This is a genomic window from Klenkia brasiliensis (genome assembly GCF_900100695.1).
GTDB classification, from domain to species: domain Bacteria; phylum Actinomycetota; class Actinomycetes; order Mycobacteriales; family Geodermatophilaceae; genus Klenkia; species Klenkia brasiliensis.
The window spans coordinates 409,492-433,902 of sequence record NZ_FNCF01000003.1 but is presented as its reverse complement, the minus strand read 5'-3'; the positions used below and the strand labels follow the sequence as shown (position 1 = coordinate 433,902).

The window sequence follows — 24,411 nt, the reverse complement described above, 5'->3', positions numbered from 1 at the left end:
CACCGGGCGCGTAGCGTGGCCCGGTGCCCGAGCTGCTGCCCGACTCCTGGTTCACCCGTGACCTGCCCGTGCTGCGCGCCGTCGCCCGGCTCGTGGACAGCGCCGAGCACGGGGGAGCGCCCTACCTGGGCCAGGTCGTCCCGGCCAGCGGGCTGCCCCGGGCGCAGGTCGTCGCCGCCGTCCGCGGCCTGGTGGACACCGGGTACGTCGCGGCGCTGACCAACGTGGCCGGCGACGTCGTCCGGATCACCGGCATCTCCGGTGAGGCCCGCCGGCTGACCGGCCTGTGGCCCACCCCGCAGTCGGAGTGGGAGCGCCTGGGCGAGCAGCTCGAGGCCCGCGCGGCGAACGCGCCGACCGAGGTGGAGCGGGCCCGGTGGCGGGCGCTGGCCGACGCCGCCGCAGCCGTCGGCGAGCACGACGGCGCGCTGCTGATGAGCGCCCTCGTCGGTGGCTACGTGCCCCGGGCGCACTGACCCGGCCGGTGCCGGCGCCCGGGGCACGCCGGCTCAGCCGAGCACCCGGGCGTACACCTCGTCGATCTGCGCGGTGTCGGACTCCCGCAGGTTGAACATCGTGAAGTGGCCCCACACGGAGCCGATCTCCTCGTAGCGGGCCCCGGGGATCCGCTCGGCGTCGGCCCGGACGTCCTCCGGCGGGAAGAACAGGTCGCCGGTGAACGCGACGTCGGTGACCTCGGCGGTCACCCGGGCCAGCGCGGCGTCCAGGTCCCCGCCGGTCACCGCGGCGACGTCGGAGGCCTTCCACTTCGCGGCCTGGGTGAGCAGGTCGTTGGGGTCCATGGGCAGGAAGTAGGCCTGCAGGAAGCCCTGCACGAACCCGTCGCGGGAGGTGAAGCCGAGCTCCCGCCAGGCCTCCTCCCGGTACATGTGCGAGGTGGCGCCCATGAGGGCGAAGGCCTGGGCGTGCCGGCGCAGGCCGAGCGCCACGTCGGCGGAGCGGGCGTAGGACCCGCCGGCGAAGGCGGGGTCGCTGCGCAGTGCGTCCATGTGCAGGTCGCAGAACACCGAGCAGTGGTCGGGGTTGCGCAACGTGGCGGCGAACGGCACGGCCCTGGCGACGGCGTCGGGGAAGCGCACCGCCCACTCCAGCGTCTGCTGCCCGCCCATCGACCAGCCGCTGACCATGGCCAGCCGCTCGATGCCCAGGTGCTCGGTGACCAGCCGGTGCTGGGCCCGCACGTCGTCGGAGACGGCGACGGCCGGGAACGAGCCCCGGTCGTAGGGCGGGGGCTGGGTGCTGGCGGAGGAGGAGACGCCGTCGCCGAACTGGTCGGGCAGCACGAAGAAGTACCGGGTGGGGTCCAGCGGGCGGCCCTCGCCGATGAAGGCGGTCATGAACTCCGACGTCCCGCTGTACATGTGCGGCAGCAGGACGGCGTTGTCGCGGGCATCGTTCAGCTCGCCCACGGTGCGGTAGGCCAGCCGGGCACCGGGCAGCACGTGCCCGCCGGCCAGCTCGAAGGCGCCCAGGTCGAGGTGCTGGACGGGGGGAGGGGTGGGGTCGGACACCGGTGTCCTCTCGGTCGCGCCCGGGGCCCTGGGCCCGGGGTCGAACCCGAGCCTGGACCGGGCAGGACCGGACCGGAACACCGCGGGTGTCCCAGAATGCGACAGCGCCCCCCGACCCGGAGGTCGGGGGGCGCTGCCGGTGGATCAGGTGGCTGGGGTCAGCCGCCGCTCAGTGGTTCAGAGCGGGTTGACGTTCGCAGCCTGCGGGCCCTTCTGGCCCTGCTCGACGTCGAACGAGATGCGCTGGCCCTCGTCGAGCGAGCGGTACCCGCTGGTCTGGATCGCCGAGTAGTGGACGAAGACGTCCGGGCCGCCGCCGTCAGGGGTGGCGAAGCCGAACCCCTTCTCCGCGTTGAACCACTTCACAGTTCCTTCGGGCATTGCTCGCTCCTAGCTGAGGTCGTACGTCGGGGTCCTGCCACTTACAGAGCCTTCCCGACATCTGAACCCTAACCACACCTGTCCAGCCCCCCGTGCACGGGCACCCCCCACGAGGGTGTGTCGGGGGTCATCGGGTGATGCCGGTGTGCCCCAGGGAGTACCGGCCGGGCTGCGGCCAGACGCACAACCCGTGCGGTCCCTTCCCCACGGGGATGCGGGCGACCAGGTGCCCGTCGACGGTGGACATCACGTACACCTCGTCGTCGTAGCGTCCCGACAGCCACAGTTCGCTGCCGTCGGCGGTCACCCCGCCCATGTCGGGGCTGGAGGGCGCGGCGATCGGCCAGGTGGTGATCGGCGCCCCGGTGTCGGCGTCGAGCACGGAGACGCTGTTCCCGTGCCGGTTGGTCACGTACAGCTCCGTGGCGTCCCGGCTCAGGTACAGACCGTGCGCGCCCGGGCCCGTCGGGATCTGGCCGATGACCGTCGTCGCGGCGCCGTCGAGCACCCACAGCCCGCCCTGGTCGGAGTCCGCGACGTAGAAGCGGCTGCCGTCGGGTGCGAGCTTGACGTCCTGCGGCCCCATGCGGGTGTTGCGGGTGGGCATGTCGATCATCCGCAGCAGCGTGTGCGAGGGGACGTCGACGACCGCGACCCGGCCGGCGAACTCGCAGCTGAACACCGCTGTCCGGCCGTCGGGGGTGAAGTCGGCGTGGTCGATCCCGGCGCAGTCGGGGACCGACAGCGTGGTCTGCACCGCCCACGTGTGCGGGTCGTAGAAGACCAGCTCGCGGCGGGCCTCGGCCACCGAGATCGCCGAGCTGCCGTCCGGCGTCGAGTACATGTTGTAGGGGTCCACCACCGGGATGCGCGCCCCCGGGTCACCGGTCAGCGGGTCGATCGGGGTGATCGTGTTCCCGACGTCGTCGGTGGCGTACAGCGTGGTCATGTCCCACGAGGGGACGACGTGCTGCACCTCCTGGCCGGCGGGGAACCGTCGCACCACCTGGAAGGTGGTCGGGTCGATCTCCCACACCTCGCCGCTGTTGTGCGGCACGTAGACCATCGGGACGGCCGCGGCGGCCGCCGGGCTGAGCATGCCTGCGCCGGCCGACCCGTAGACGTCGCGCGCGTCGACCACCGGCGGCATGCCGGGCAGCTGGTCGGGCACGGTCGGCGTGGGTGACGTGCTCGGCGTGGTCGGCGGGGCGCTGGTCGTCGGCGGGGCGGTGCTGGTCGCCGGGGCGGCGCTGGTGGTCGCGCCGGACGAGCACCCCGCAAGCAGCAGCAGCGCAGCGCCCGCGGCGGTCAGCCCGGTCCGTCCGATCCGCATGGGTCCTCCGCTGCGTCGTCCCCGTGTGCCAGCGGCTGGTTCGTACCGGACGTACCTGGGAACCGGCTCACAGCCGGTGGTCCTACGGTGCCGCCCGTGGCCGCGGGCATGGACCGACGTCAGCTGCTGGGAGCAGGGGGCCTGCTGACCCTGGCCGGGGTGCTGGCGGCGTGCCGGCGCGCCGAGCCGGACCCCGCCGGCCCGGTCGCGACGAGCGACCCCGTCCCGGGCACGACCGCCCCGGCGACCACCGCACCGCCCGTGCCGCAGGCCGTCGACCTGCTCGACGGCAGCGGCACCTGCCAGCTGGTGCACGAGACGATCGCGGGGCCGACCTGGTTCGACGCGCACGCCGTGCGCAGCGACGTGCGGGAGGACCGCCCCGGCGTCCCGCTGGACCTGGCCCTGCGGGTGGTGCAGCTGCCCGCGTGCACGCCGGTGCCGCAGGCCGTCGTGGACCTGTGGCAGTGCGACGCGCTGGGCGTGTACTCCGGGTTCGCCGGGAGCGCGCCGGGGCAGGGCGGCTCGCCCGGCGGCCGCGACGAGTACGGCGACGCGCAGTCAGCGGCCACCGACGGTGCGACCTTCCTGCGCGGTACCCAGGTGACCGGTGCCGACGGCGTCGTCCGGTTCAGCACGGTGTACCCCGGCTGGTACCCGACCCGGACGCCGCACCTGCACCTGAAGGTGCACCTCGGGACGGCGACCGTGCTCACCACCCAGCTCTTCCTCGACGACACCGTCTCCGACCAGGTGTACGCGAACGACCCCTACCGGCAGCACGCCGGGCGGGACACCCGCAACGACCGCGACGCCTTCTACGACCCCAGCGGGCTGCTGCGCACCGCCCCGTCGCCCACCGGCTGGCTGGCCGCGACGACCCTGGGCATCCCCGCCGGGTGAGCGCGGTTCAGACCGGCTCGACCCGGTTGCCGTCGGCGTCCCAGTGCGCGGCCACCTTCTTGCTGGGCTGCACCCGCGGCGGCTCGCCGGGCATCTTGGGGTAGTCCGGCGGGAAGTTGAGCTCACCGCCGGGCAGGGTCTCCCACAGCTGCAGCAGCGGGGCCAGGTCGTGGGCGACGTCGTCCATCCCGGCCCACGGGTCGCCGTCGGCCAGCCGCTCGGGGACGGTGGCCAGGTTCAGCTCGGCCGGGTCGTCGAGCTCGGCCAGCTGCGCCCAGGTCAGCGGCGTGCTGACCGGGGCGCCGGGCCGCGCGCGGGGGCTCCAGGCGCCGGCGATGGTCCGGTCGCGGTTGTTCTGGTTGTAGTCCACGAACACCCGCTCGCCGCGCTCCTCCTTCCACCACGCGGTGGTCACCCCGCCGTCGCGGCGCTCCAGCTCCCGGCCGAAGCCGATCGCGGCGTGCCGCACGTCCTCGAAGGTGTGGCCGGTGGCGATCCGCACGTAGACGTGCACGCCCCGGTTGCCGCTGGTCTTGGCGTAGCCGGTCATCCCCAGCTCCTCGAGCAGCTCCCGCGCCACCCCGGCGACCCGGCGGGCGTCGGCGAACCCGGTGCCCGGCTGCGGGTCCAGGTCCAGCCGCAGCTCGTCGGGGGAGTCGACCTCGGGCACCCGCACCGGCCACGGGTGGAAGGTCAGCGTGCCCATCTGCGCGGCCCACACCAGGTCCGCGGGCTGGTGCGGGCAGAGCAGGTCGGCGGTGCGTCCGCTGGGGAAGGCCACCCGGGCGGTGCGCACGAAGTCGGGCGCGCCGCGGGGGAGCCGCTTCTGGTAGAAGCCGTCGGCGTCCTTGTCGCCCGGGCCGGTGGCCAGCCGCATGCCCTCGTGCCACCCGTCGGGCCAGCGCTCCATCGCCGTCGGCCGGCCCCCGATGCTGGCCAGCCACACCGCACCGACCTCCGCCACGTACCGGCAGACGTCGAGCTTGGTGAACGCCGGCGTGCGGTCGGTGGCGTCGTAGACGACGCGGTCCGGGCTGGAGACGCGGACCTCGTGGTCACCGACCTGCAGGACGGCGGGGGCGGTGCGGGCCATGCCGCGACCCTAGGGGCGGACGGGCGGGTGGGTACGAGCCGGTCAGGCGGGGCAGGTCAGGTCGGCGGTCGGCGCGGCCAGATCGACCAGGTAGGAGTTCACCGCGTCGGTCACGCACTGCGTCTTGGGGTAGGCGGTGTGCCCGCTGCCCTGCCAGGTCAGCAGCACGCCCGAGGCCAGGTCCTGCGCCATGTCGACGGCGCCGGGCAGCGGGGTGACCGGGTCGCCCTGCGTGCCGATCACCAGGATCGGCGCCGCACCCTCGGCGTCCCGGTCGGGCAGCGGCGTGCGCGGGGCGTCCCACGGCGTGCAGGTGTAGAGCGACAGCGCGGCGGCGGCGCCGAAGAGCGGGTAGCGGGTGCCCCAGTCGGCGACCAGCGTGCGCACGTCGGGTTGGGAGTAGCTCTCCTCGGTGTCCGCGCAGCTCACCGTGATGTTGGCGTCGATGGTGTTGCTGTAGGTGCCGTCCTCGGCCCGGCCGGTGAACGTGTCGGCGAGGGTCAGCACGCCCGCCGAGTCGCCCTGCTGGGCGGCGGCCAGCGACTGGGCCAGCTGCGGCCAGGCGGCCGGGTTGTACAGCGCGGACCGGACGGCGGCCAGCACCAGCCCGGGGGTGGCCTGCCGGGTCTCGCCCTCCCGGCTGCTGGGGATCGGCGTGGTCCCCGCCTGGGTGAGCAGGTCACCCACCGCGGTCCGCGGGTCGGCGCCGACCGGGCAGCCGCTGACCAGGGAGGTGCAGTTGGCCGCGAAGGCGTCGAACGCGGCCTCGAACCCCTGCGCCTGCGCCTCGGCGGCGTCCTGCCGGGTGGCGTCGGGGTCGACCGCGCCGTCGAGCACCAGCGCGCGGACCTCCTCGGGGAACAGCTCCGCGTAGGTCGAGCCCAGCGTGGTGCCGTAGCTGTAGCCGAGGTAGGTCAGCTGCTGGTCCCCGACCGCCTGCCGGACGACGTCGAGGTCGCGGGCGGAATCGACGGTGGAGAAGGCGCCCAGGCCCTCGCCGTACTGGTCGACGCAGCCGGCGGCGACGTCGTCGGCGAGGGAGAACGCGGCGTCCAGCTGGTCGGCCGTGCTCGGCCGCGGCTCGGCGGCGGTCAGCTGGTCCTTGGTGCTGTCGGAGATGCACTGCACGGGCTGCGAGAGGCCCACGCCGCGGGGGTCGACGCCGACGACGTCGAACCGGGCCAGCACGGTGTCGGGCAGGGTGAGCGCGCTCTGCACGGCGGCGTCGGTGGCCGACAGGCCCGGACCCCCGGGGTTGACCACCAGGGAGCCGATGCGGTCGGCCTGGGTGCCCGAGACGGCCCGCACGGCGAACAGCGACAGCGTCGGCCCGGTCGGGTCGTCGTAGGACAGCGGTACCTCGATCTGCCCGCAGCCGAAGGTCAGCGGCCGGTCGGCGCCGGGGCGCCCGGCGATGATCGGCGCGATGTCGGCGGTGCAGTCGGTCCACTCCACCGGCGCGACCGTCGGCTCGGCCGGCGTGGTGGGGGCGGCCGAGGAGCTGCTGGCGGCCTCGTCCCCGGTGTCGGAGGACGAGCAGGCCGACAGCACCACAAGGACGACGGACAGCAGCGCCACCAGGACGGCGGGGCGGCGGGACGGGGCACTCACGGGGGTCCACCCTAGGAGGACCGGGCCCGTCACGCCCGTCACCTCGGTCCCTCGTGCCCCATCTCTCAGCCCCCGAGGACCTCGGCGAGGTCGTAGCGGACCGGCACGTCGAGCTGGTCGTAGGTGCAGTCGGCGGGGTCCTTGTCCGGCCGCCACCGCTGGAACTGGCCGGTGTGCCGCAGCCGCTCGCCCTCCAGCTGGTCGTACCGGATCTCCACCACCAGCTCGGGCCGCAGCGGCACCCAGGACAGGTCCTTGCCGGCGTTCCAGCGGCTCTGCGCACCCGGCATCCGCTGCCCGGGGTGGCCCTCGGTCCACTCGGCCTGGGCGTTCGCCCAACCACCCCACGGGTGCGTGGACAGGTCGGTGACCCGGTAGGGCTCCAGCTCGGCGACCAGCTCGGCCCGCCGCTTCAGGGTGAAGGAGGCGGCGACCCCGATGTGCTGCAGCTCCCCGTCGCGGTGCAGGCCCAGCAGCAGCGACCCGACCAGCGGCTGCTCCGGCGTGGAGGTCTTGTGCCAGCGGAAGCCGGCGACCACCACGTCCGCCGTCCGCACGTGCTTGACCTTGGTCATCGTGCGCTGGTCGGGGGCGTAGGGGGAGTCGGCGGGCTTGGCGACCACGCCGTCCAGCCCGGCGCCCTCGAACTCCTGGAACCAGCGCCGGGCGACCTCGGCGTCGGTGGTGACGGTGGTGACGTGCACGGGGGCCTGCGCCCCGGCCAGCGCCTCGCGCAGCCGGGCCTGCCGCTCCCGGAAGGGGACCTCCAGCAGCGACTCGTCGCCCAGCGCCAGGACGTCGAAGGCCAGGAAGGACGCCGGGGTCTCCGCGGCCAGCTTGTCCACCCGCGACTTGGCCGGGTGGATGCGCTGCAGCAGCGACTCGAAGTGCAGCCGGTCGCCGCGGGGGACGACGATCTCGCCGTCGACGACGCACCGCTGCGGCAGCTGCGCCTTGACCGCCTCCACCACCTCGGGGAAGTAGCGGGTGAGCGGGCGCTCGTTGCGGCTGCCCAGCTCCACCTCGTCGCCGTCCCGGAAGACGATGCAGCGGAAGCCGTCCCACTTGGGCTCGTAGAAGAAGTCGCCCTCGGGGACGGTGGTGGCCGCCTTCGCGAGCATCGGCTTCACCGGGGGCATGACGGGCAGGTCCACCCGTGCAGTCAAGCAGCCCGCGACAGGGCGTAGCGGGCCAGCAGGACGCCGTCCTCCTCGAGCAGCTGCACCAGGCGGGCCCGCACCGGGCCGGGCAGCGCCTCCCCGCCCAGCACCCCGTGCGCACCGCCGGTCAGCAGCGGCGCGGTGGTCAGGCACAGCTCGTCGACCACCCCGGCCGCGACCGCGTCCCGGAACAGCGAGGGCCCGCCCTCGCAGAGCACGTGCTCGATCCCCTCGCCGGCCAGCGCGTCCAGCGCGGCGGGCAGGTCGACGTCCTCGTCGCCGGCCACCAGCACGCGCACCCCGGCCCCGGTCAGCGCGGTCCGCCGCTCGGCGTCGGAGGCGGCGCAGGTGACCAGCCAGGTGCCGGGCACCGCGAGCCGGTCGCCCGGGGACAGGGACGCCCGCCGGGACACCACCACGACCGGGGCGGTCGCCGGGCGGCCGAGCTCCGTGCGCAGCCGCCCGACGTCGGAGTCGGCCTCCAGCGGGCCGTAGTCCTCCGCGGCCGCCGTGCCGTGGCCGACCAGGACGGCGTCGCACCACGCGCGCAGCACGGTGAACACGCGCTGGTCGGCGTCCGACCCCAGGCCGGCCGACGCGCCGTCGACGCTGGTCGCGCCGTCCAGGGCGTGCACGAAGTTGGCCCGCACGAACCGGCCGGACGGCGGCCGGTAGGCCTCGGCCAGGGACGTGTCGTCGAGCCCACCCGGCGGGACCAGGGCCCTCACCGGGCGGCCAGCACGGCCGCCGAGTGCGGGGGCAGGGTGACCGCGGTGCCGTCGAGGGCGGGCAGCTCACCGGTGGCGAACAGCACCTCGGTGGGCGCGGCGTCCAGCTCGACCGTGCGCGGCTCGTCGGCCAGGTTGGCCACCACCCGCAGCGTGCCGCGGCGCACGACCAGCCAGCGCTCGGCCTCGTCGTGGTCCACCGCGACGCGGGTCAGGTCGGCGTCGACCAGCTCGGGCCGGGCCCGGCGCAGCGCCAGCAGGTCGGTGTGCACCCGCAGCAGCCCGGCGTGCGGGTCCCGGTCGAGCTCGGACCAGTCCAGCTTCGAGCGGGTGAAGGTCTCCGGGTCCTGCGGGTCGGGCACCTCGTCGGCGTCCCAGCCGTGCTCGGCGAACTCCCCGATCCGGCCCTCGGCGGTGGCCTTGCCCAGCTCCGGCTCGGGGTGGCTGGTGAAGAACTGCCACGGGGTCCCGGCGCCCCACTCCTCGCCCATGAAGAGCATCGGGGTGAACGGGCTGGTCAGCGTGATGGTGGCGCCGACGGCGAGCTGGGCGGGGGAGAGGGTGGCCGAGATGCGGTCGCCGGTGGCCCGGTTGCCGATCTGGTCGTGGTCCTGCAGGTAGGCCAGGAACTTCCAGCCGGGCAGCCGGGCGGTGTCCACCGGCCGGCCGTGGTGCCGCTTGCGGAAGGAGGACCACGCGCCGTCGTGCAGGAAGGCCCCGGTGAGCACCTTGGCCAGCCCGGCCAGGCCCGCGTCGGCGAAGTCCCGGTAGTAGCCCTGGCCCTCGCCGGTGAGCACGGCGTGCAGGCTGTGGTGGTAGTCGTCGCTCCACTGCGCGGTCATCCCCAGCCCGCCCGAGGCGCGCGGGGTGACCATCCGGGGGTCGTTGAGGTCGCTCTCGGCGATGAGGGTCAACGGCCGGCCCACGGCGACCGACAGCGCGTCGACCTCGGCGGCCAGCTCCTCCAGCACGTGGGTGGCCCGCTCGTCGACCAGCGCGTGCACGGCGTCGAGCCGCAGGCCGTCGACGTGCATGTCGCCCAGCCACATCAGGGCGTTGTCGATGATGTAGCGGCGCACCTCGTCGGAGTGCGGGCCGGAGAGGTTCACCGAGTCGCCCCAGGTGTTCGCCCCGCCCTCGCTGAAGACGGGGAAGAACTCGGGCAGGTAGTTCCCCGACGGGCCCAGGTGGTTGTAGACGACGTCCTGGATGACACCCAGCCCGCGCTGGTGGCAGGCGTCGACGAACCGCTGGTAGGCCGCCGGCCCGCCGTAGGTCTCCTGCACCGCGTACCAGGCGACGCCGTCGTAGCCCCAGTTGTGGGTGCCGTTGAACCCGTTCACCGGCAGCAGCTCGACGAAGCCGACGCCGAGGTCGACCAGGTGGTCGAGCTTGGCCGCCGCGGCGTCGAGGGTGCCCTCGGGGGTGAAGGTCCCCAGGTGCAGTTCGTAGACGCTGCTGCCGGCCAGCGGCCGCCCGGTCCAGGCCCGGTCGCCCCAGGTGTGCGCGGTGGGGTCGAACCGGCGGGAGAGCCCGTGCACGCCGTCGGGCTGGCGGCGGCCGCGCGGGTCGGGGCGGGCCGGGGTGGTGTCGTCGAGCAGGAAGCCGTAGTCGGCCTCCTCCGCGGCCTCGACCTCGGCGCGCCACCAGCCGTCGTCGTCCCGGGTCATCGGGTGGACCTCGCCGTCGACCTGCAGTCGGACCCGCTCGGGGAGCGGCGCCCAGACGGCGAACTCGGTGCTCATGGTCATGCCCTTCAGTCCTGGACGAGCAGTGCGACGGGGAGGTGCTGCAGGACCTCCGCCAGGGGGGCACCGGAGGCGTCGCTGACGGTGCGGGTGCCGGTGAGCAGGTCGCGCCAGCCGCCGGCGGGCAGCGCCAGCGCGGTGTCCCGCCAGCCGCCGTCGGCCTCGAGGCCGACCGGCAACCGGGTGGCGACGGCGACGACCCCGCCCCGGTCGAAGGCGACCACGTGGTCGGCGGCCGGGCCGGTGGCCTCGACCGCGCTGTAGCCGGCGAACGCCTCGGGGTGGTCCCGGCGGTGCCGCAGCACCCGGGAGACGACCAGCAGCTTCGCCGCGCCGGTGTCGTCGACGGCCGGCACCTCGCCGACGTCCAGGTCGGCCAGCAGCCGCCGGCGCTGCGCGTAGTCGACCGGACGGCGGTTGTCCGGGTCGACCAGCGACAGGTCCCACAGCTCGGTGCCCTGGTACACGTCGGGGACGCCGGCGATCGTCAACTGGAGCAGCTTCTGCGCCAGCGAGTTCGACCGGCCCGGCGCGGTGACCCGCTCGACGAACGCGTCGACCTCGGCCCGCGTGGTGGGGTCGTCGAACGCGGCGTCGACCAGTGCGTGCAGCGTGGCCTCGAACTCCTCGTCCACCGCGGTGTAGGTGGTCGAGGTCCCGGCCTCGCGGGCGGCCTTCTCGGCGTAGGCGTGCGCCCGCTCCCGGCTCAGCGGCCACGCGCCGACGAGGTTCTGCCACACCTGGTGGGCCAGCGGCCGGTCGGCCAGCGGGTGCCGCTGCAGCAAGCCGCGCACCAGCCCGGCCCACTCCTCGGGTAGCTCGGCCAGCACGGCCAGCCGTGCCCGCACGTCCTCGCTGCGCTTGGTGTCGTGGGTGGACAGCGTGGTCATGGAGACCGCGCGCTCGGCGGCCCGCTGCTGCTGCGCGGTGTGGAAGTCCGCGACCGGCAGCCCGAACCGGGTCGGGTCGCCGCCCACCTCGTTGAGCGCGACGAACCGCGACCACCGGTAGTAGGCGCTGTCCTCCACGCCCTTGGCCATCACCGGCCCCGACGTCTGCTCGAACCGGGTGGCCAGCTCGGTGCCCGGCGTGCCGAGCAGCGGGTGCAGGCCGTCCAGGGCGGCGGTGAGGTCCGGCCGGCGCTCCCGGACGGCGGTGACGGTCGCGTCCAGGTGCGACCGGCCGTCGGGCAGGTAGGTCCGGTACACGTCGAAGGAGGCCAGCAGCTCGGCCAGCGCCTCGGTCACCTGCTCGGCCGGCACCCCGGGGAGCTCGCCGACCAGGCGGGCCAGCCGGGCGACCTCCGAGCCCAGGATGCCGTCGGTGACCTCCCGCTTGCTGTCGTGCACCAGCTGCGCGTAGTCGACGGGGTGCCCGGCGACCTCGGTGTCCAGCGCGGTGAACGCGGCCTCGCCGGCCGGGTCGACCAGGACGCCGTCCACCTCGGCGAGCGCGTCGTACCCCGTCGTCCCGGCGGTGGCCCAGCTGTCGGGCAGGTCCTCGCCGGGCTCCAGGATCTTCTCCACGACCGTCCAGCGGTGCCCGGACAGCTCGGCGAGCCGGTCCAGGTAGCCGCGGGGGTCGGCGAGGCCGTCGGGGTGGTCGATCCGCAGGCCGTCGACCCAGCCGGCGGCCAGCAGCTCGCGGACCAGGGCGTGGGTGGCCTCGAAGACCCGCTCGTCCTCGACCCGCAGCCCGGCGAGGGTGTTGATGGCGAAGAACCGGCGGTAGTTCAGCTCGTGGTCCGCCCGGCGCCAGCCGACCAGCTCGTAGTGCTGGCGGGCGTGCACCTCCTGCGGGGTGCCCTCGCCGGTGCCGGGGGCGATCGGGAAGCGGTGGTCGTAGTACCGCAGCTCGCCGTCCTCGACCCGCAGCTCGGCCACGTCGTCGTCGGACCCCAGGACCGGCACCCGCACCTTGCCGCCGCCGGCCTCCCAGTCCACGTCGAAGGCGTGCGCGTGCGGGCTGTCGGGGCCGAGCTCCAGCAGCGACCACCACCAGCCCGAGGCGTGCGCGTCCTCGACGCCCATGTGGTTGGGCACCAGGTCCAGCACCAGGCCCAGCCCGTGCTCGTGCAGCGCCGAGACCAGCCGCTCCAGGCCCTCCCGACCGCCGCGCGCCTCGTCCACGTGGGCGTGGTCGGTGGTGTCGTAGCCGTGGTTGGAGCCCTCCGCCGACCGCAGCAGCGGGGAGGCGTAGGCGTGGCTGACGCCCAGGTCGGCCAGGTAGCCGGCGAGCTCGGCGCCCTGGCCGAGGGTGAAGTCGGCGTGGAACTGCAGCCGGTAGGTGCCCGAGGGCACCCCCCGGCGGGCGGCCTCGGTCACGAGATGCTGCGCAGGACGACCATGGCGCGGCCCTTGACCGTCAGGGTGTCGCCCGCGGCGCTCTCGTTCGGCTCCACGGGGCCGAACTCGGCGGTGTCCACGACGACGGTCCAGCTCTGCGCGTACTCCGACGTGGGCAGGGTGAACTCGATGTCCTCGTGCCAGGCGTTGAAGGCCAGGATGAAGCAGTCGTCGACGACGGCCTCGCCGCGCTCGTCGGTGGACCGGATGCCGTGGCCGTTGAGGTAGACGGCCACGGACTTCGCGAAGTGGGCGTCCCAGTCCTCCTCGCTCATCAGCTCACCGGCCGGCGTCAGCCACGCGATGTCGGGCACCGGGTCGCCCTCGACCCGCCGGACCGGCCGGCCGTTGAAGAACCGGCGACGGCGGAACGTCGGGTGGTCGTGGCGCAGGTGGGTGACGAGCTTGGTGAACTCGACCAGGCCCTCGTCGACGTCGGACCAGTCGATCCAGGTCAGCTCGGAGTCCTGGCAGTAGCCGTTGTTGTTGCCGCCCTGGCTGCGGCCGAGCTCGTCGCCGTGCAGCAGCATCGGCACGCCCTGGCTCAGCATCAGCGTGGCGATGAAGTTGCGCCGCTGCTGGGCGCGCAGCGCGAGCACCTCGGGGTCGTCGGTCGGGCCCTCGACGCCGCAGTTCCAGCTGCGGTTGTGGCTCTCGCCGTCGTTGTTGTCCTCGCCGTTGGCCTCGTTGTGCTTCTCGTTGTAGGAGACGAGGTCGTTGATGGTGAAGCCGTCGTGGGCGGTGACGAAGTTGATGCTGGCCACCGGACGCCGTCCGGAGTGCTGGTACAGGTCGGCCGACCCGGTGATCCGGCTGGCGAACTCACCGACCGTGGCGTCCTCGCCCCGCCAGAAGTCGCGCACCGTGTCGCGGTACTTGCCGTTCCACTCGGTCCACAGCGACGGGAAGTTGCCGACCTGGTAGCCGCCGTCGCCGACGTCCCAGGGCTCGGCGATGAGCTTGACCTGGCTGACCACCGGGTCCTGCTGCACCAGGTCGAAGAACGCCGACAGCTTGTCCACGTCGTGCAGCTCGCGGGCCAGCGTGGAGGCGAGGTCGAAGCGGAAGCCGTCGACGTGCATCTCGGTGACCCAGTAGCGCAGCGAGTCCATGATCAGCTGCAGCGAGTGCGGCTGCCGGACGTTGAGGGAGTTCCCGGTGCCGGTGTAGTCCATGTAGAACTGCGGGTCGTCGTCGACCAGCCGGTAGTAGGCCTGGTTGTCGATGCCCTTGAACGACAGCGTGGGGCCCAGGTGGTTGCCCTCGGCGGTGTGGTTGTAGACCACGTCGAGGATGACCTCGATGCCCGCGTCGTGGAGCGTGCGCACCATGCCCTTGAACTCCTGCACGGCCATGCCGGGGCTCTGGTTGCTGGCGTACTCGTGGTGCGGGGCGAAGAAGCCGATCGTGTTGTAGCCCCAGTAGTTGCGCAGGCCCTTCTGCTGCAGGGTGTCGTCCTGCACGAACTCGTGCACCGGCATGAGCTCGATCGCGGTGATGCCCAGCTCCTGCAGGTGCTCCACGATCGCCGGGTGCGCGATGCCGGCGTAGGTGCCGCGCAGCTCCTCGGGGACCCGCGGGTGGGTCATGGTCAGGCCCTTGACGTGGGCCTCGTAGATGACCGACTTGTGGTACGGGATCCGCGGGAGCCGGTCGCTGCCCCAGTCGAAGTAGGGGTTGATGACGACGGACTTCGGCATGTGCTCGGCCGAGTCCTCGTCGTTGCGCTCCTTGGTCTCGAAGTCGTACCCGAAGACCGAGGGGTGCCAGTCGATGCCGCCGTCGACGGCCTTGGCGTAGGGGTCCAGCAGCAGCTTGGTGGGGTTGCAGCGCTGACCCTGCTCCGGGTCGTAGGGGCCGTGCACGCGGTAGCCGTAGCGCTGGCCGGGCTGGACGCCGGGGACGAAGCCGTGCCAGACGAAGGCGTCCATCTCCGGGAGCTGGATGCGCTCCTCGTTGCCGTCCTCGTCGAACAGGCACAGCTCGACCTTCTCCGCCACCTCGCTGAAGAGCGCGAAGTTGGTGCCGGTGCCGTCGTAGGTGGCGCCGAGGGGGTAGGCCGTGCCGGGCCAGACCTGGGTGGTCATGAGGTCGTGGATCCTCCTGCGCTGGTCGGCCGCGGTCGATCCGGGCCGGGGGGCGGTGGTGCTCGGGCGTCGGTGCCCCGCGGTGCGGGGGCGCACACGTGCTGCTGCCGGCGGCCCCCCGCAGGAGTCTGCCGCCCACCGTCCGCGCCCGCCGGGTGGCCGAGGGTGCTGCTGCCCACGATCGACTGGAATTGTCGGTGGGCCGTCCTACATTCGGTGCGTGACGACCCAGACCGACCTCCGGCCGACCCGCGGCACCTTCCAGGTGATCAGTGAGTTCGAGCCCTCCGGCGACCAGCCGACGGCGATCCGGGAGCTGGCGGCCGCGGTCAACTCCGGGCAGAAGGACACGGTCCTGCTGGGTGCCACCGGTACCGGCAAGTCGGCGACCACGGCCTGGCTGATCGAGCAGGTGCAGCGGCCCACGCTGGTGATGGCGCCGAACAAGACGCTGGCCGCGCAGCTGGCGAACGAGTTCCGCGAGCTGCTGCCGAACAACGCCGTCGAGTACTTCGTCAGCTACTACGACTACTACCAGCCCGAGGCCTACGTCCCGCAGACCGACACCTACATCGAGAAGGACTCCTCGATCAACGAGGAGGTCGAGCGGCTGCGGCACTCGGCCACCCAGAGCCTGCTCACCCGCCGCGACGTCGTGGTGGTCTCCACCGTCTCCTGCATCTACGGCCTGGGCACCCCGCAGGAGTACGTCGACCGGGCGCTGAAGGTCTCGGTGGGGGAGGAGCGCGACCGCGACGAGCTGCTGCGCACCCTGGTCACCGAGCAGTACACCCGCAACGACCTCGCGTTCAGCCGCGGCACCTTCCGGGTGCGGGGCGACACCATCGAGGTGTTCCCGGTGTACGAGGAGCTCGCCGTCCGGATCGAGATGTTCGGCGACGAGGTCGAACGGCTGTACTACCTGCACCCGCTGACCGGCGAGGTCGTGCGCGAGGTCCAGGAGCTCTTCGTCTTCCCCGCCACCCACTACGTCGCCGGCCCCGAGCGCATGGAGCGGGCGATCCGCGGCATCGAGCTGGAGCTGGAGCAGCGGCTGGCCGAGCTCGACAAGCAGGGCAAGCTGCTGGAGTCCCAGCGGCTGCGCATGCGCACCACCTACGACATCGAGATGATGCGCCAGGTCGGGTTCTGCTCGGGCATCGAGAACTACTCGCGGCACATCGACGGCCGCGGCCCGGGCACCGCCGGTGCCTGCCTCATCGACTACTTCCCGAAGGACTTCCTGCTCGTCGTCGACGAGTCGCACGTGACGGTGCCGCAGATCGGCGGCATGTACGAGGGCGACATGAGCCGCAAGCGCACCCTGGTCGACCACGGCTTCCGGCTGCCCTCGGCGATGGACAACCGCCCGCTCAAGTGGGAAGAGTTCACCGACCGCATCGGCCAGGCGGTGTACCTGTCGGCCACCCCCGGCAACTACGAGCTGGGCCGCACCGGCGGTGAGTTCGTCGAGCAGGTCATCCGGCCCACCGGCCTGGTCGACCCCGAGATCGTGGTCAAGCCGACCAAGGGCCAGATCGACGACCTGGTGCACGAGATCCGCACCCGCACCGAGAAGGACGAGCGGATCCTGGTCACCACGCTCACCAAGAAGATGAGCGAGGACCTCACCGACTACCTGCTCGAGCTGGGCATCAAGGTGCGGTACCTGCACTCCGAGGTCGACACCCTGCGCCGCGTCGAGCTGCTGCGCGAGCTGCGGCAGGGCGAGTACGACGTGCTGGTCGGCATCAACCTGCTGCGCGAGGGCCTGGACCTGCCCGAGGTGTCGCTGGTGGCCATCCTCGACGCCGACAAGGAGGGCTTCCTCCGGTCGGGGACGTCGCTGATCCAGACCATCGGCCGCGCCGCCCGCAACGTGTCCGGTCAGGTGCACATGTACGCCGACAAGATCACCCCGTCGATGGCGCTGGCCATCGACGAGACCGCGCGGCGCCGCGAGAAGCAGATCGCCTACAACAAGGAGAAGGGTGTCGACCCGCAGCCGCTGCGGAAGAAGATCGTCGACATCCTGGACGGCATCTACCAGGCCAGCGAGGACGCCGAGAAGGCCACCGAGCAGTTCGGCGGGTCGGGTCGGCAGCAGTCCCGCGGCAAGGCGCCGGTGCCGGGCCTGTCGTCCAAGAGCAAGGGCAAGGCGAAGGCTGGGTCCATCGACGTCGAGGGCCTGCCCCGGGCCGCGCTGGCGGACATGATCCAGGAGATGAACGACCAGATGCTGGCTGCGGCGCGCGAGCTGCAGTTCGAGGTGGCCGCCCGCCTGCGCGACGAGCTCAACGAGCTCAAGCGCGAGCTGCGCCAGTTCGACCAGGCCCACGCCTGACCCGCTCCGCTTGCCCGTCGGACCGCACCTGGTCGCTGCCTGCGCCGCAGTGACCGGGTCCGGACCCCGGGCGGATCCACCGCGCTCCGCTGTGGGTCGCCGACGCCGGTGAGCCGGGGCGGCCACGTGGGCCGGGGGGCTGACCGCCTCGGCCGGGCGGGCTGGCCGCCTCGGCCGGGCACACCGTGCACCGGCCGCCCTGGCCTTCTGCCTCGGGTGGCCGGACATCCCTGACGGTCGCCGGCGGGTGCACCGTGCGACCACCGTGCACGATGTCCGGCCACCCCGGCCGTCGGGCCGGGTGGGAGGTGATCGCCGATGGTGGGAGGTGGTTGCCGAGGCCTCCCACCGCGGGGGAAGACCTCCCACCACCGTGAGCCCCGGGCATGCGCGGGTCCCGCCGGGCCCGAGGACGCCCACGGCCCGTTCCGGTGTCCAGAACGGGCCGTGGGCGTTCGAGCCGGGGTCAGCCGCCGGGGCCGCGCCCCGCTCCGCCGCCTCCGCCGGGACCGCCGCCGCCCGGGCCACCGCCGCCACCGGGACCGCCGTTCCCGCCACCGCCAGGACCGCCGCCGGGGCCGTCGCCCCCGCCGCCGTTCCCGCCGCCGTTGCCGCCCCCGCCGCCGGGGCCGGGTCGCTCCTCGGGCGTCGGCTCGCTCGTGGACGGGTCGGCCGGGCTCGTCGTCGCCGTGGTCTCGTCGTCGGCGCTTGACGGTGCCGCCGAGCTGGGAGCGGGCGCGGTCGTGCCGGCCGGGTCACCCGCGGAGGACCCGCCGCCGAGCACGACCCCGAGCACCACGCCCGCCACCAGCACGACGGCCAGCGCAGCGAGGCCCGCGACCAGCGCACCGGCCCGCCGGCGCGGACGCCGGCCCGGCGGCGGGGGCGCGGCCGGCTGCTCCGGGACGGTGGGGAAGGCGGCGGTCTCGTCGCGGGTGCCCAGTGCCCACGGCCCGACCACGTGGGTCGGCCGGCGACTGCCGGGCAGGTCCGACCCGACAGCCGGGAACTGCGACGTCTCCCCGTCCCGCGCGTTCACCCAGGTCCTCCCGTCGGCAGGTGCAGACCGGGAGTCTGCCCCGCGACCACCTGCAGCGCCCGGTCGGCGGCGTCCACCGCCCACCCGCCCAGCTGCGAGTCGCGCGCCACGGCCAGCCACGGACCGGGACCGGTGGGACCCCCGACCGGGGCGGCGCCCAGCAGCGCCAACCCCAGCCCGACCACCACGAGCGCCAGCAGCGCCCCACCGGCCGCACCGGCCAGCCGGTCCAGCACCCCCAGGTGCAGCCGCGCGACCAGCGTCGCCAGCACGCCACCGGCCGCGCGGCCCAGGCCGGAGCCCAGGGCCGCGACGACCAGCACGCCGAGCACGGTGGCGGCCACCCGCGTGCCGCCCTGCAGCGACCCGGTGAGCACCGGCACCAGCGCGGTGCCGATCGCGAGGCCGACGACGAGGCCGACCACCGAGCCGGCCAGCCGCAGCCCGCCGCGCCGCCAGCCCCCGACCGCGCCGAGCACCAGGAGCAGCACCAGGACCAGGTCGACCCAGCCGGTGCCCACCGTCGGGGTCACCGGTCCGCGTCGGCGACGACCGTCCGGCCGTCGTCGGTCACCGAGCCGTGCAGGTGCACCTCGTCGCCCACCGCGGGCACCTGCGACAGGGCCGCGGCGTCGACGTCCACCCGCAGCCCGGGCACGGTGACCACGGTCAGGTCGGTGCCGTCCACCGACACCACGGTGCCGTCGACGTGCGCGTCGACCTCGTGCACCTCCAACGCGGCGCCGTCGGACACCCGGACCTCGACCCGGTCGCCGACCGCGATGTCGGACGCCGAACCGGCCTCGGGTGCGTCACCGCTCGGCGGGGTCGGGGCCTCGCCGTCGCTGGGCGGCGCCGGGGCGTCCGAGGGGGCGCTGCCGTCCGAGGGCGCGGCGGGCGCGTCGGACGGGGTGCTGCCGTCGGAGGGAGCAGCGGACGGCGCGGACGGCGTGCTGCCGTCGGACGGCGGTGCGGGGGCGTCGGAGGGGGCGCTGCCGTCGGTCGGCGCGCCGGGTGCACCACCGCCGGGCCCACCCGGTCCCGGACGCCCCTCGCCCCGGCCGCCGTCCGGCCCGCGACCCCCGTCCGGGCCGCCCCCCGGCCCGCCGGGGCCGCCGTAGCGGGTCTCGTCGGACAGCGTCAGCTCGTGGGTGGCGCCCGTGTCGTCGGTGACGGTCAGGGACGAGTCCGACACCGCGGTGACGGTGCCGACGACGCGCTCACCACCGGGGCCGTGGTCACCGGGGGCCTGGTCGGTGGACGGCGCGTCGGTGGAGCCGGAGCCGGAGCCGTCGGCCAGCGCGATGCCGCCGCCGAGCAGCACGGCGCCGGTGGCGGCGCCGCCGACGACGGCCGCGGTCCAGCGGCGGGAGCGGGGGGTGCGGGCGGATCGGGACACGGGGTCCTCCTCGGTTCGGGTGCCGCCCCGGGCCGGGGCGGCGCTGTCCCCACCGTGTGCGGCCACCCTGAACCCACCCTGAAGCGCCCGCCGGCCGCCCCGTTCTTCAGCGCGGCTTCAGCCTGGGGGAGGCACCATCGCTGCCGTGCGCAGCGACGGAACGCCCCGGCCCCGGGTCCTGGTGGTCGAGGACGAGGCAGCCATCCGCGACGGCGTGGTGACCGCGCTCGCCGACGAGGGCTGCGCGGTCGAGGGCCGGCCCGACGGCAGCACGCTGGCCGCCGACCTCGCCGGGTTCCGCCCCGACCTCGTCGTCCTCGACGTGATGCTGCCCGGCCGCGACGGCCTGGCGCTCGCCGCCGACGTCCGCCGGGCCGGGGACGCCGGCGTCGTCGTCCTGACCGCCCGCGACGCCGTCCCCGACCGGTTGGCCGGGTTCGCCGCCGGTGCCGACGACTACCTGGTCAAGCCGTTCGCGATGGCGGAGCTGGTCGCCCGGGTGCGCGCGGTGCTCAACCGGCGCGGCCGCTGGCCCGGCGCCGTCGAGGTCGGCGACCTGGTCGTCGACGAGCCGGCCGGCACCGCCACCCGCGCCGGCGCGGACCTCGAGCTCACCGCCACCGAGCTGCGGTTGCTGGGCTACCTGGTCGGCAACCGCGGCCGCACCGTGTCCAAGACCCAGATCCTGACCCAGGTCTGGGGCTACGGGGACTACGACCCCAACCTGGTGGAGGTCCACGTCAGCGCGCTGCGCCGCAAGCTCGAGGCGCACGGCCCACGGCTGGTGCACACCGTCCGCGGGCTGGGCTACACGGTCCGGCCGTGACCGCCCCCGTCCTGCGCACCGCGTCCCTGCGCCGCCGGCTGAGCCTGTGGGTGCTGGGCCTGCTCGCCGTCCTGCTGGTCGTCCTCGGCGTCGTCGTCGACCTGGTGCTCGGTGCCAACCTGCGCAGCGACCTGCGCCAGCGGCTGGTCGACCGGGCCGAGATCGCCGCCGAGCTCGTCGCCCAGGGTCGCTCGGACGAGGAGGTGCTCGACGCCGTCACCGGTGACACCGTGCAGGCGCAGATCGAGACCGCGGACGGGCAGCAGGTCGGCGAGCTGGAGCCGCCCGGGCCGGGAACCGGTCCGCCGGGACGGCCCGGTCCGCCGCCGCGGCAGGACGCCGTGGTCGACACCGGTGACGCGTACGTCCTGCAGACCGACCTGGACGACGGTGCCCGGCTGACCCTGCTGGCCGACCAGGGCCCGATCACCGACGCGGTCACCCAGCTGCGGTGGGTGCTGGTGGTGGGCGCCGCGCTCACCCTCCTGCTGGCCGCCGTCCTGGTCAGCGCCACCGTCGGGCTGGGCCTGCGGCCACTGGGCCGGATGACCGCCCTGGCTCGCTCGATCACCTCCGGGGACCGCGGCCGCCGGCTGCGCCCAGACCGGCCGCACACCGAGCTGGGCAGCACCGCGGCCGCCTTCGACGACATGCTCGACGAGCTCGAGGGCGCCGAGCGCACGGCCCGCCGCGCCGAGGCCGGCATGCGCGACCTGCTCGGCGACGCCGCCCACGAGCTGCGCACCCCGCTGGCCGCCGTCCAGGCCTCGGTGGAGACCGTGCTGCGAACCGACCCCGACCGCGACCGCCGCGAGGAGCTGCTGGCCGGTGCTGTCCGGGAGCTGCAGCGTTCCGGCCGGCTGGTGGCCGACCTGCTCGACGTCACCCGGTTCGACAGCGGCGACCCGCCCGCCCTGCACCGCCGGCCCACCGACCTGCTGGAGCTGGCCCGGGGGAGCGCCCGCCGCGTGGGCGGTCCGGTCGAGGTCGCCGGCGCCCCGGTCACCGCCGAGGTCGACCCCGACCGGGTCGGCCAGGTGCTGGACAACCTGCTGCGCAACGCCGTCCGCGCCGCCGGGCCGGCCGGGCACGTGCGGGTCGCCGTCCGGTCGGAGGGCGAAGACGTGCGGCTCGACGTCGTCGACGACGGCCCCGGCGTCCCGGCCGACCAGCGCGAGCGGGTCTTCGACCGGCTGGTGCGGCTGGACGCCGCCCGCACCCGCGACGGCGGCGCCGGGCTCGGCCTGCCGATCGCCCGGGCGCTGGCCCGGGCACACGGCGGTGACGTGCTGTGCCTGCCCGCCGACCGGGGCGCCTGCTTCCGGGTCCAGCTGCCGGTGGCCGCCGTCACCGCCTGAGACGGGAACCCGGCCGGATCGGTGTTCGTTCACCCTGCGAGCCGGGTAGGCACTGGTTGGCGTTTGCACACGTCCAGCAGAGCGCACAACCCGGATCGCGTGGAGGGGAGTATCCCCCGCGGCAGCTGTCGTCAGCACGAGGTCGCCATCGACCTCCGGCACTGCCGGCCGGCCCCTCGGGGTCGGTGGGAGAGACCTCCGGCGTTCTGCAACAGACACCGGAGGCACACGTTGGACGTCCCTTTCTGGGTGTGGGCAGTCACGGTGGCCGCGATCGTCGGGATGATCGTCTTCGACTTCATCGGCCACGTGCGCACCCCGCACGCCCCCTCGCTCAAGGAGTCGGCCACCTGGTCGGCCATCTACGTCGGCATCGCGATCCTGTTCGGGATCGGCGTGTTCATCTTCGCCGGCGGGCAGTTCGGCGGTGAGTACTTCGCCGGCTACGTCACCGAGAAGGCGCTGTCGGTCGACAACCTCTTCGTCTTCGTGATCATCATGGCCAGCTTCGGCGTGCCGCGGGAGCTGCAGCAGAAGGTGCTGCTGTTCGGCATCGCGTTCGCCCTGGCGCTGCGCACCGTGTTCATCTTCGTGGGTGCCGCCGCCATCGAGAACTTCAGCTGGGTCTTCTACCTCTTCGGCGCGATCCTGATCTACACCGCCGTCATCCAGGCCCGCAGCGGTGGCCACGACGACGACGAGGAGTACAAGGAGAACGCCGTCCTCCGCTTCGTCAAGAAGGTCGTGCCGACCACGGAGGAGTACCACTCCGACAAGCTGACGACGAAGATCGACGGCAAGCGGTTCATCACCCCGCTGATGATCGCGCTGATCGCCATCGGCACCGCCGACATCATCTTCGCCGTCGACTCGATCCCGGCGATCTTCGGCCTGACCCAGGAGACCTTCCTGGTCTTCACCGCCAACGCCTTCTCGCTGCTGGGCCTGCGGCAGCTGTTCTTCCTCATCGACGGCCTGCTCGACCGCCTGGTCTACCTCTCCTACGGCCTGGCCGTGATCCTGGGCTTCATCGGGATCAAGCTGGTCATCCACGCGCTGCACACCAACGAGCTGCCCTTCATCAACGGCGGTGAGCACATCACGCTCATCCCGGAGATCCCGACCTGGCTCTCGTTGCTGGTGATCCTCGCGACCCTGGTGGTCACCACCGTGCTCAGCCTCCGCAAGAACAAGAAGGACGCCGAGCGCGGCATCACCAGCCCGACCGGGGCCGGGGACAAGGGCGCGGGCCGCGACGGGCTGCACGCCCAGGGCCCCGGCGACCGCGACGGCAGCCCGGCCGGCGCCCGGGCCGACGCCCCGCCGTCGGGCCGCACCGCCGCGGTGACCGACAGCAGCCGCGAGGGCTGATCCCGCTCCACCACCGAGGGGTCCACCGGACGACGTCGTCCGGTGGGCCCCTCGTCGTCGGTGGGTCCGACACCACTGCCGACCGCACAGCGCAGGCTCAGGCCCGCCCGTACTGTTCGGCGACGTGGAGCTCCCCGTCTGGTTCGAGATCGGCACCTTCGTGGGACTCACCGTCCTGCTGCTGGCCGACCTCGCCCTCGTCGCCCGCCGCCCGCACGAGCCGTCGGTGCGGGAGGCCAGCATCTGGGTGACGTTCTACGTCGCGCTGGCCCTGGTCTTCGGCCTGGTGCTGCTGCTGGTCACCAACGGCGACTTCGCCACGCAGTTCTACGCGGGCTGGCTCACCGAGTACTCGCTGTCGGTGGACAACCTCTTCGTCTTCGTGATCATCATGGCCCGCTTCCAGGTGCCCCGGAAGCTGCAGCAAGAGGTCCTGATGGTCGGGATCATCATCGCGCTGGTGCTGCGCGGGATCTTCATCCTGCTCGGCGCCGCGGTGATCGAGCGCTTCACCTGGGTCTTCTACATCTTCGGCGCGTTCCTGGTCTACACCGCGATCAACCTGGTCCGGAACCGCGGCGAGGACGAGGACTACGAGGAGAACGCCCTCATCCGGCGGCTGCGCAAGGTCCTGCCGCTCACCAAGGACTTCGAGGGCAACAAGATCCGCGTCCAGCGGGACGGCAAGAAGTACTGGACGCCGATGATCGTGGTCTTCCTCGCCCTGGGGACGACGGACCTGCTGTTCGCGCTGGACTCGATCCCGGCCATCTTCGGCCTCACCCGCGAGGCGTTCATCGTCTTCACGGCCAACGTCTTCGCCCTCATGGGGTTGCGGCAGTTGTACTTCCTGCTCGGCGGGCTGCTCAAGCGGCTGGTCTACCTGTCGCTGGGCCTGGCGGTCATCCTGGCCTTCATCGGCGTCAAGCTGGTGCTGGAGGCCATCCACGAGAACACGCTGCCGTTCATCAACGGCGGCGAGCCGGTCGAGGCGGTTCCCGAGATCCCGATCTGGCTGTCGCTGGCGGTCATCCTCGGCGTCCTGGTCATCGCGACCGTCGCCTCGCTGGTCAAGACCCGCGGCCAGCTGTCGCCGGCCGAGGGCACCGGCGTCGGCCCGGAGCAGCCCGCCGACCGCAGCGCCGAGTAGCGG

At 73.7% G+C, this 24,411-nt stretch carries 20 protein-coding genes; 7 read left to right on the top strand and 13 right to left on the bottom strand.

The features are described 5' to 3' along the window. Window positions 1–23 precede the first annotated feature (23 nt). Window positions 24–476 (top strand): hypothetical protein, encoded by a 453-nt coding sequence (locus tag BLT39_RS10690; protein WP_091062542.1) that lies wholly within the window; start codon window positions 24–26, stop codon window positions 474–476. A 33-nt stretch (window positions 477–509) separates the two neighbouring features. Here the strand turns inward: BLT39_RS10690 and BLT39_RS10685 are convergent, their stop codons facing one another. From BLT39_RS10685 to BLT39_RS10675, 3 genes are all read right to left on the bottom strand, one after another. Continuing rightward, window positions 510–1,532, bottom strand: a complete 1,023-nt coding sequence (locus BLT39_RS10685; RefSeq protein ID WP_165640236.1) for an alpha/beta fold hydrolase — start codon at window positions 1,530–1,532, stop codon at window positions 510–512. A 177-nt stretch (window positions 1,533–1,709) separates the two neighbouring features. After that, window positions 1,710–1,913 (bottom strand): cold-shock protein, encoded by a 204-nt coding sequence (locus BLT39_RS10680; protein ID WP_091062538.1) that lies wholly within the window; start codon window positions 1,911–1,913, stop codon window positions 1,710–1,712. A 127-nt stretch (window positions 1,914–2,040) separates the two neighbouring features. Beyond that, window positions 2,041–3,246: a YncE family protein gene (locus BLT39_RS10675; protein WP_091062536.1), complete on the bottom strand. Its 1,206-nt coding sequence runs from the start codon at window positions 3,244–3,246 to the stop codon at window positions 2,041–2,043. A gap of 96 nt (window positions 3,247–3,342) precedes the next feature. Between BLT39_RS10675 and BLT39_RS10670 the strand changes: the two genes are divergently transcribed. Beyond that, window positions 3,343–4,149, top strand: a complete 807-nt coding sequence (locus BLT39_RS10670; protein ID WP_131801465.1) for an intradiol ring-cleavage dioxygenase — start codon at window positions 3,343–3,345, stop codon at window positions 4,147–4,149. A 7-nt stretch (window positions 4,150–4,156) separates the two neighbouring features. Here the strand turns inward: BLT39_RS10670 and BLT39_RS10665 are convergent, their stop codons facing one another. From BLT39_RS10665 to glgX, 7 genes are all read right to left on the bottom strand, one after another. Beyond that, window positions 4,157–5,242, bottom strand: a complete 1,086-nt coding sequence (locus BLT39_RS10665; protein ID WP_091062532.1) for a DNA polymerase domain-containing protein — start codon at window positions 5,240–5,242, stop codon at window positions 4,157–4,159. Window positions 5,243–5,284: 42 nt separating this feature from the next. Further along, complete coding sequence (locus BLT39_RS10660; protein ID WP_242658308.1) at window positions 5,285–6,853, bottom strand: alpha/beta hydrolase; 1,569 nt, start codon at window positions 6,851–6,853, stop codon at window positions 5,285–5,287. Window positions 6,854–6,918: 65 nt separating this feature from the next. Next, a complete protein-coding gene (locus BLT39_RS10655; protein WP_091062530.1) occupies window positions 6,919–8,007 on the bottom strand; it encodes an ATP-dependent DNA ligase in 1,089 nt (362 codons plus the stop codon). A gap of 8 nt (window positions 8,008–8,015) precedes the next feature. Further along, window positions 8,016–8,741 carry a dihydrofolate reductase family protein gene (locus BLT39_RS10650; protein WP_091062528.1) on the bottom strand — a complete coding sequence of 242 codons (726 nt, stop codon included), beginning with the start codon at window positions 8,739–8,741 and terminating at the stop codon, window positions 8,016–8,018. Continuing rightward, window positions 8,738–10,492: a malto-oligosyltrehalose trehalohydrolase gene (gene treZ, locus BLT39_RS10645; protein WP_091062526.1), complete on the bottom strand. Its 1,755-nt coding sequence runs from the start codon at window positions 10,490–10,492 to the stop codon at window positions 8,738–8,740. Before treZ ends, BLT39_RS10650 begins: the two co-directional genes overlap by 4 nt. 5 nt (window positions 10,493–10,497) lie before the next feature. Further along, window positions 10,498–12,813, bottom strand: coding sequence for a malto-oligosyltrehalose synthase (treY, locus tag BLT39_RS10640; RefSeq protein WP_091062524.1), 2,316 nt, complete (start codon window positions 12,811–12,813; stop codon window positions 10,498–10,500). Continuing rightward, on the bottom strand, window positions 12,810–14,921 hold the full coding sequence (gene glgX / locus BLT39_RS10635; RefSeq protein ID WP_091062523.1) for a glycogen debranching protein GlgX: 2,112 nt from the start codon (window positions 14,919–14,921) through the stop codon (window positions 12,810–12,812). Before glgX ends, treY begins: the two co-directional genes overlap by 4 nt. Before the next feature lie 220 nt (window positions 14,922–15,141). Here glgX and uvrB point away from each other — a divergent pair, with 220 nt between their 5' ends. Beyond that, window positions 15,142–17,265, top strand: a complete 2,124-nt coding sequence (uvrB, locus tag BLT39_RS10630; protein ID WP_091062521.1) for an excinuclease ABC subunit UvrB — start codon at window positions 15,142–15,144, stop codon at window positions 17,263–17,265. Window positions 17,266–17,731: 466 nt separating this feature from the next. Here uvrB and BLT39_RS23305 read toward each other — a convergent pair whose 3' ends face one another. Genes BLT39_RS23305 through BLT39_RS22405 form a run of 3 tightly spaced genes read right to left on the bottom strand, consistent with a single transcriptional unit; the run spans window position 17,732 to window position 19,703 of the window. Beyond that, entirely contained in the window at window positions 17,732–18,304 is a 573-nt protein-coding gene (locus BLT39_RS23305) for a hypothetical protein (protein ID WP_091062518.1), read from the bottom strand. Beyond that, window positions 18,301–18,837, bottom strand: a complete 537-nt coding sequence (locus BLT39_RS10620) for a CvpA family protein (RefSeq protein WP_091062516.1) — start codon at window positions 18,835–18,837, stop codon at window positions 18,301–18,303. Before BLT39_RS10620 ends, BLT39_RS23305 begins: the two co-directional genes overlap by 4 nt. After that, window positions 18,834–19,703: a hypothetical protein gene (locus BLT39_RS22405; RefSeq protein WP_091062513.1), complete on the bottom strand. Its 870-nt coding sequence runs from the start codon at window positions 19,701–19,703 to the stop codon at window positions 18,834–18,836. Before BLT39_RS22405 ends, BLT39_RS10620 begins: the two co-directional genes overlap by 4 nt. 145 nt (window positions 19,704–19,848) lie before the next feature. On the opposite strand from BLT39_RS22405, the gene BLT39_RS10610 reads away from it, so the two are divergent. The 4 genes from BLT39_RS10610 (at window position 19,849) to BLT39_RS10595 (ending at window position 24,408) form a co-directional block, all read left to right on the top strand. Further along, window positions 19,849–20,529 (top strand): response regulator transcription factor, encoded by a 681-nt coding sequence (locus BLT39_RS10610; protein WP_207507848.1) that lies wholly within the window; start codon window positions 19,849–19,851, stop codon window positions 20,527–20,529. Continuing rightward, window positions 20,526–21,887, top strand: a complete 1,362-nt coding sequence (locus BLT39_RS10605; RefSeq protein ID WP_091062510.1) for a sensor histidine kinase — start codon at window positions 20,526–20,528, stop codon at window positions 21,885–21,887. The genes BLT39_RS10610 and BLT39_RS10605 overlap by 4 nt, the downstream gene beginning before the upstream one ends. A gap of 264 nt (window positions 21,888–22,151) precedes the next feature. Next, a complete protein-coding gene (locus BLT39_RS10600; RefSeq protein ID WP_242658307.1) occupies window positions 22,152–23,258 on the top strand; it encodes a TerC family protein in 1,107 nt (368 codons plus the stop codon). A 124-nt stretch (window positions 23,259–23,382) separates the two neighbouring features. Next, window positions 23,383–24,408: a TerC family protein gene (locus tag BLT39_RS10595; protein WP_091062505.1), complete on the top strand. Its 1,026-nt coding sequence runs from the start codon at window positions 23,383–23,385 to the stop codon at window positions 24,406–24,408. Window positions 24,409–24,411: the final 3 nt, after the last annotated feature.

Bases quoted from the DNA above. Each gene is read 5' to 3' on its own strand.
- BLT39_RS10680 (WP_091062538.1), bottom strand. From the start codon at position 1,913: ATGCCCGAAGGAACTGTGAAGTGGTTCAACGCGGAGAAGGGGTTCGGC.
- BLT39_RS10675 (WP_091062536.1), bottom strand. From the start codon at position 3,246: ATGCGGATCGGACGGACCGGGCTGACCGCCGCGGGCGCTGCGCTGCTG.
- BLT39_RS10665 (WP_091062532.1), bottom strand. From the start codon at position 5,242: ATGGCCCGCACCGCCCCCGCCGTCCTGCAGGTCGGTGACCACGAGGTC.
- glgX (WP_091062523.1), bottom strand. From the start codon at position 14,921: ATGACCACCCAGGTCTGGCCCGGCACGGCCTACCCCCTCGGCGCCACC.
- treZ (WP_091062526.1), bottom strand. From the start codon at position 10,492: ATGACCATGAGCACCGAGTTCGCCGTCTGGGCGCCGCTCCCCGAGCGG.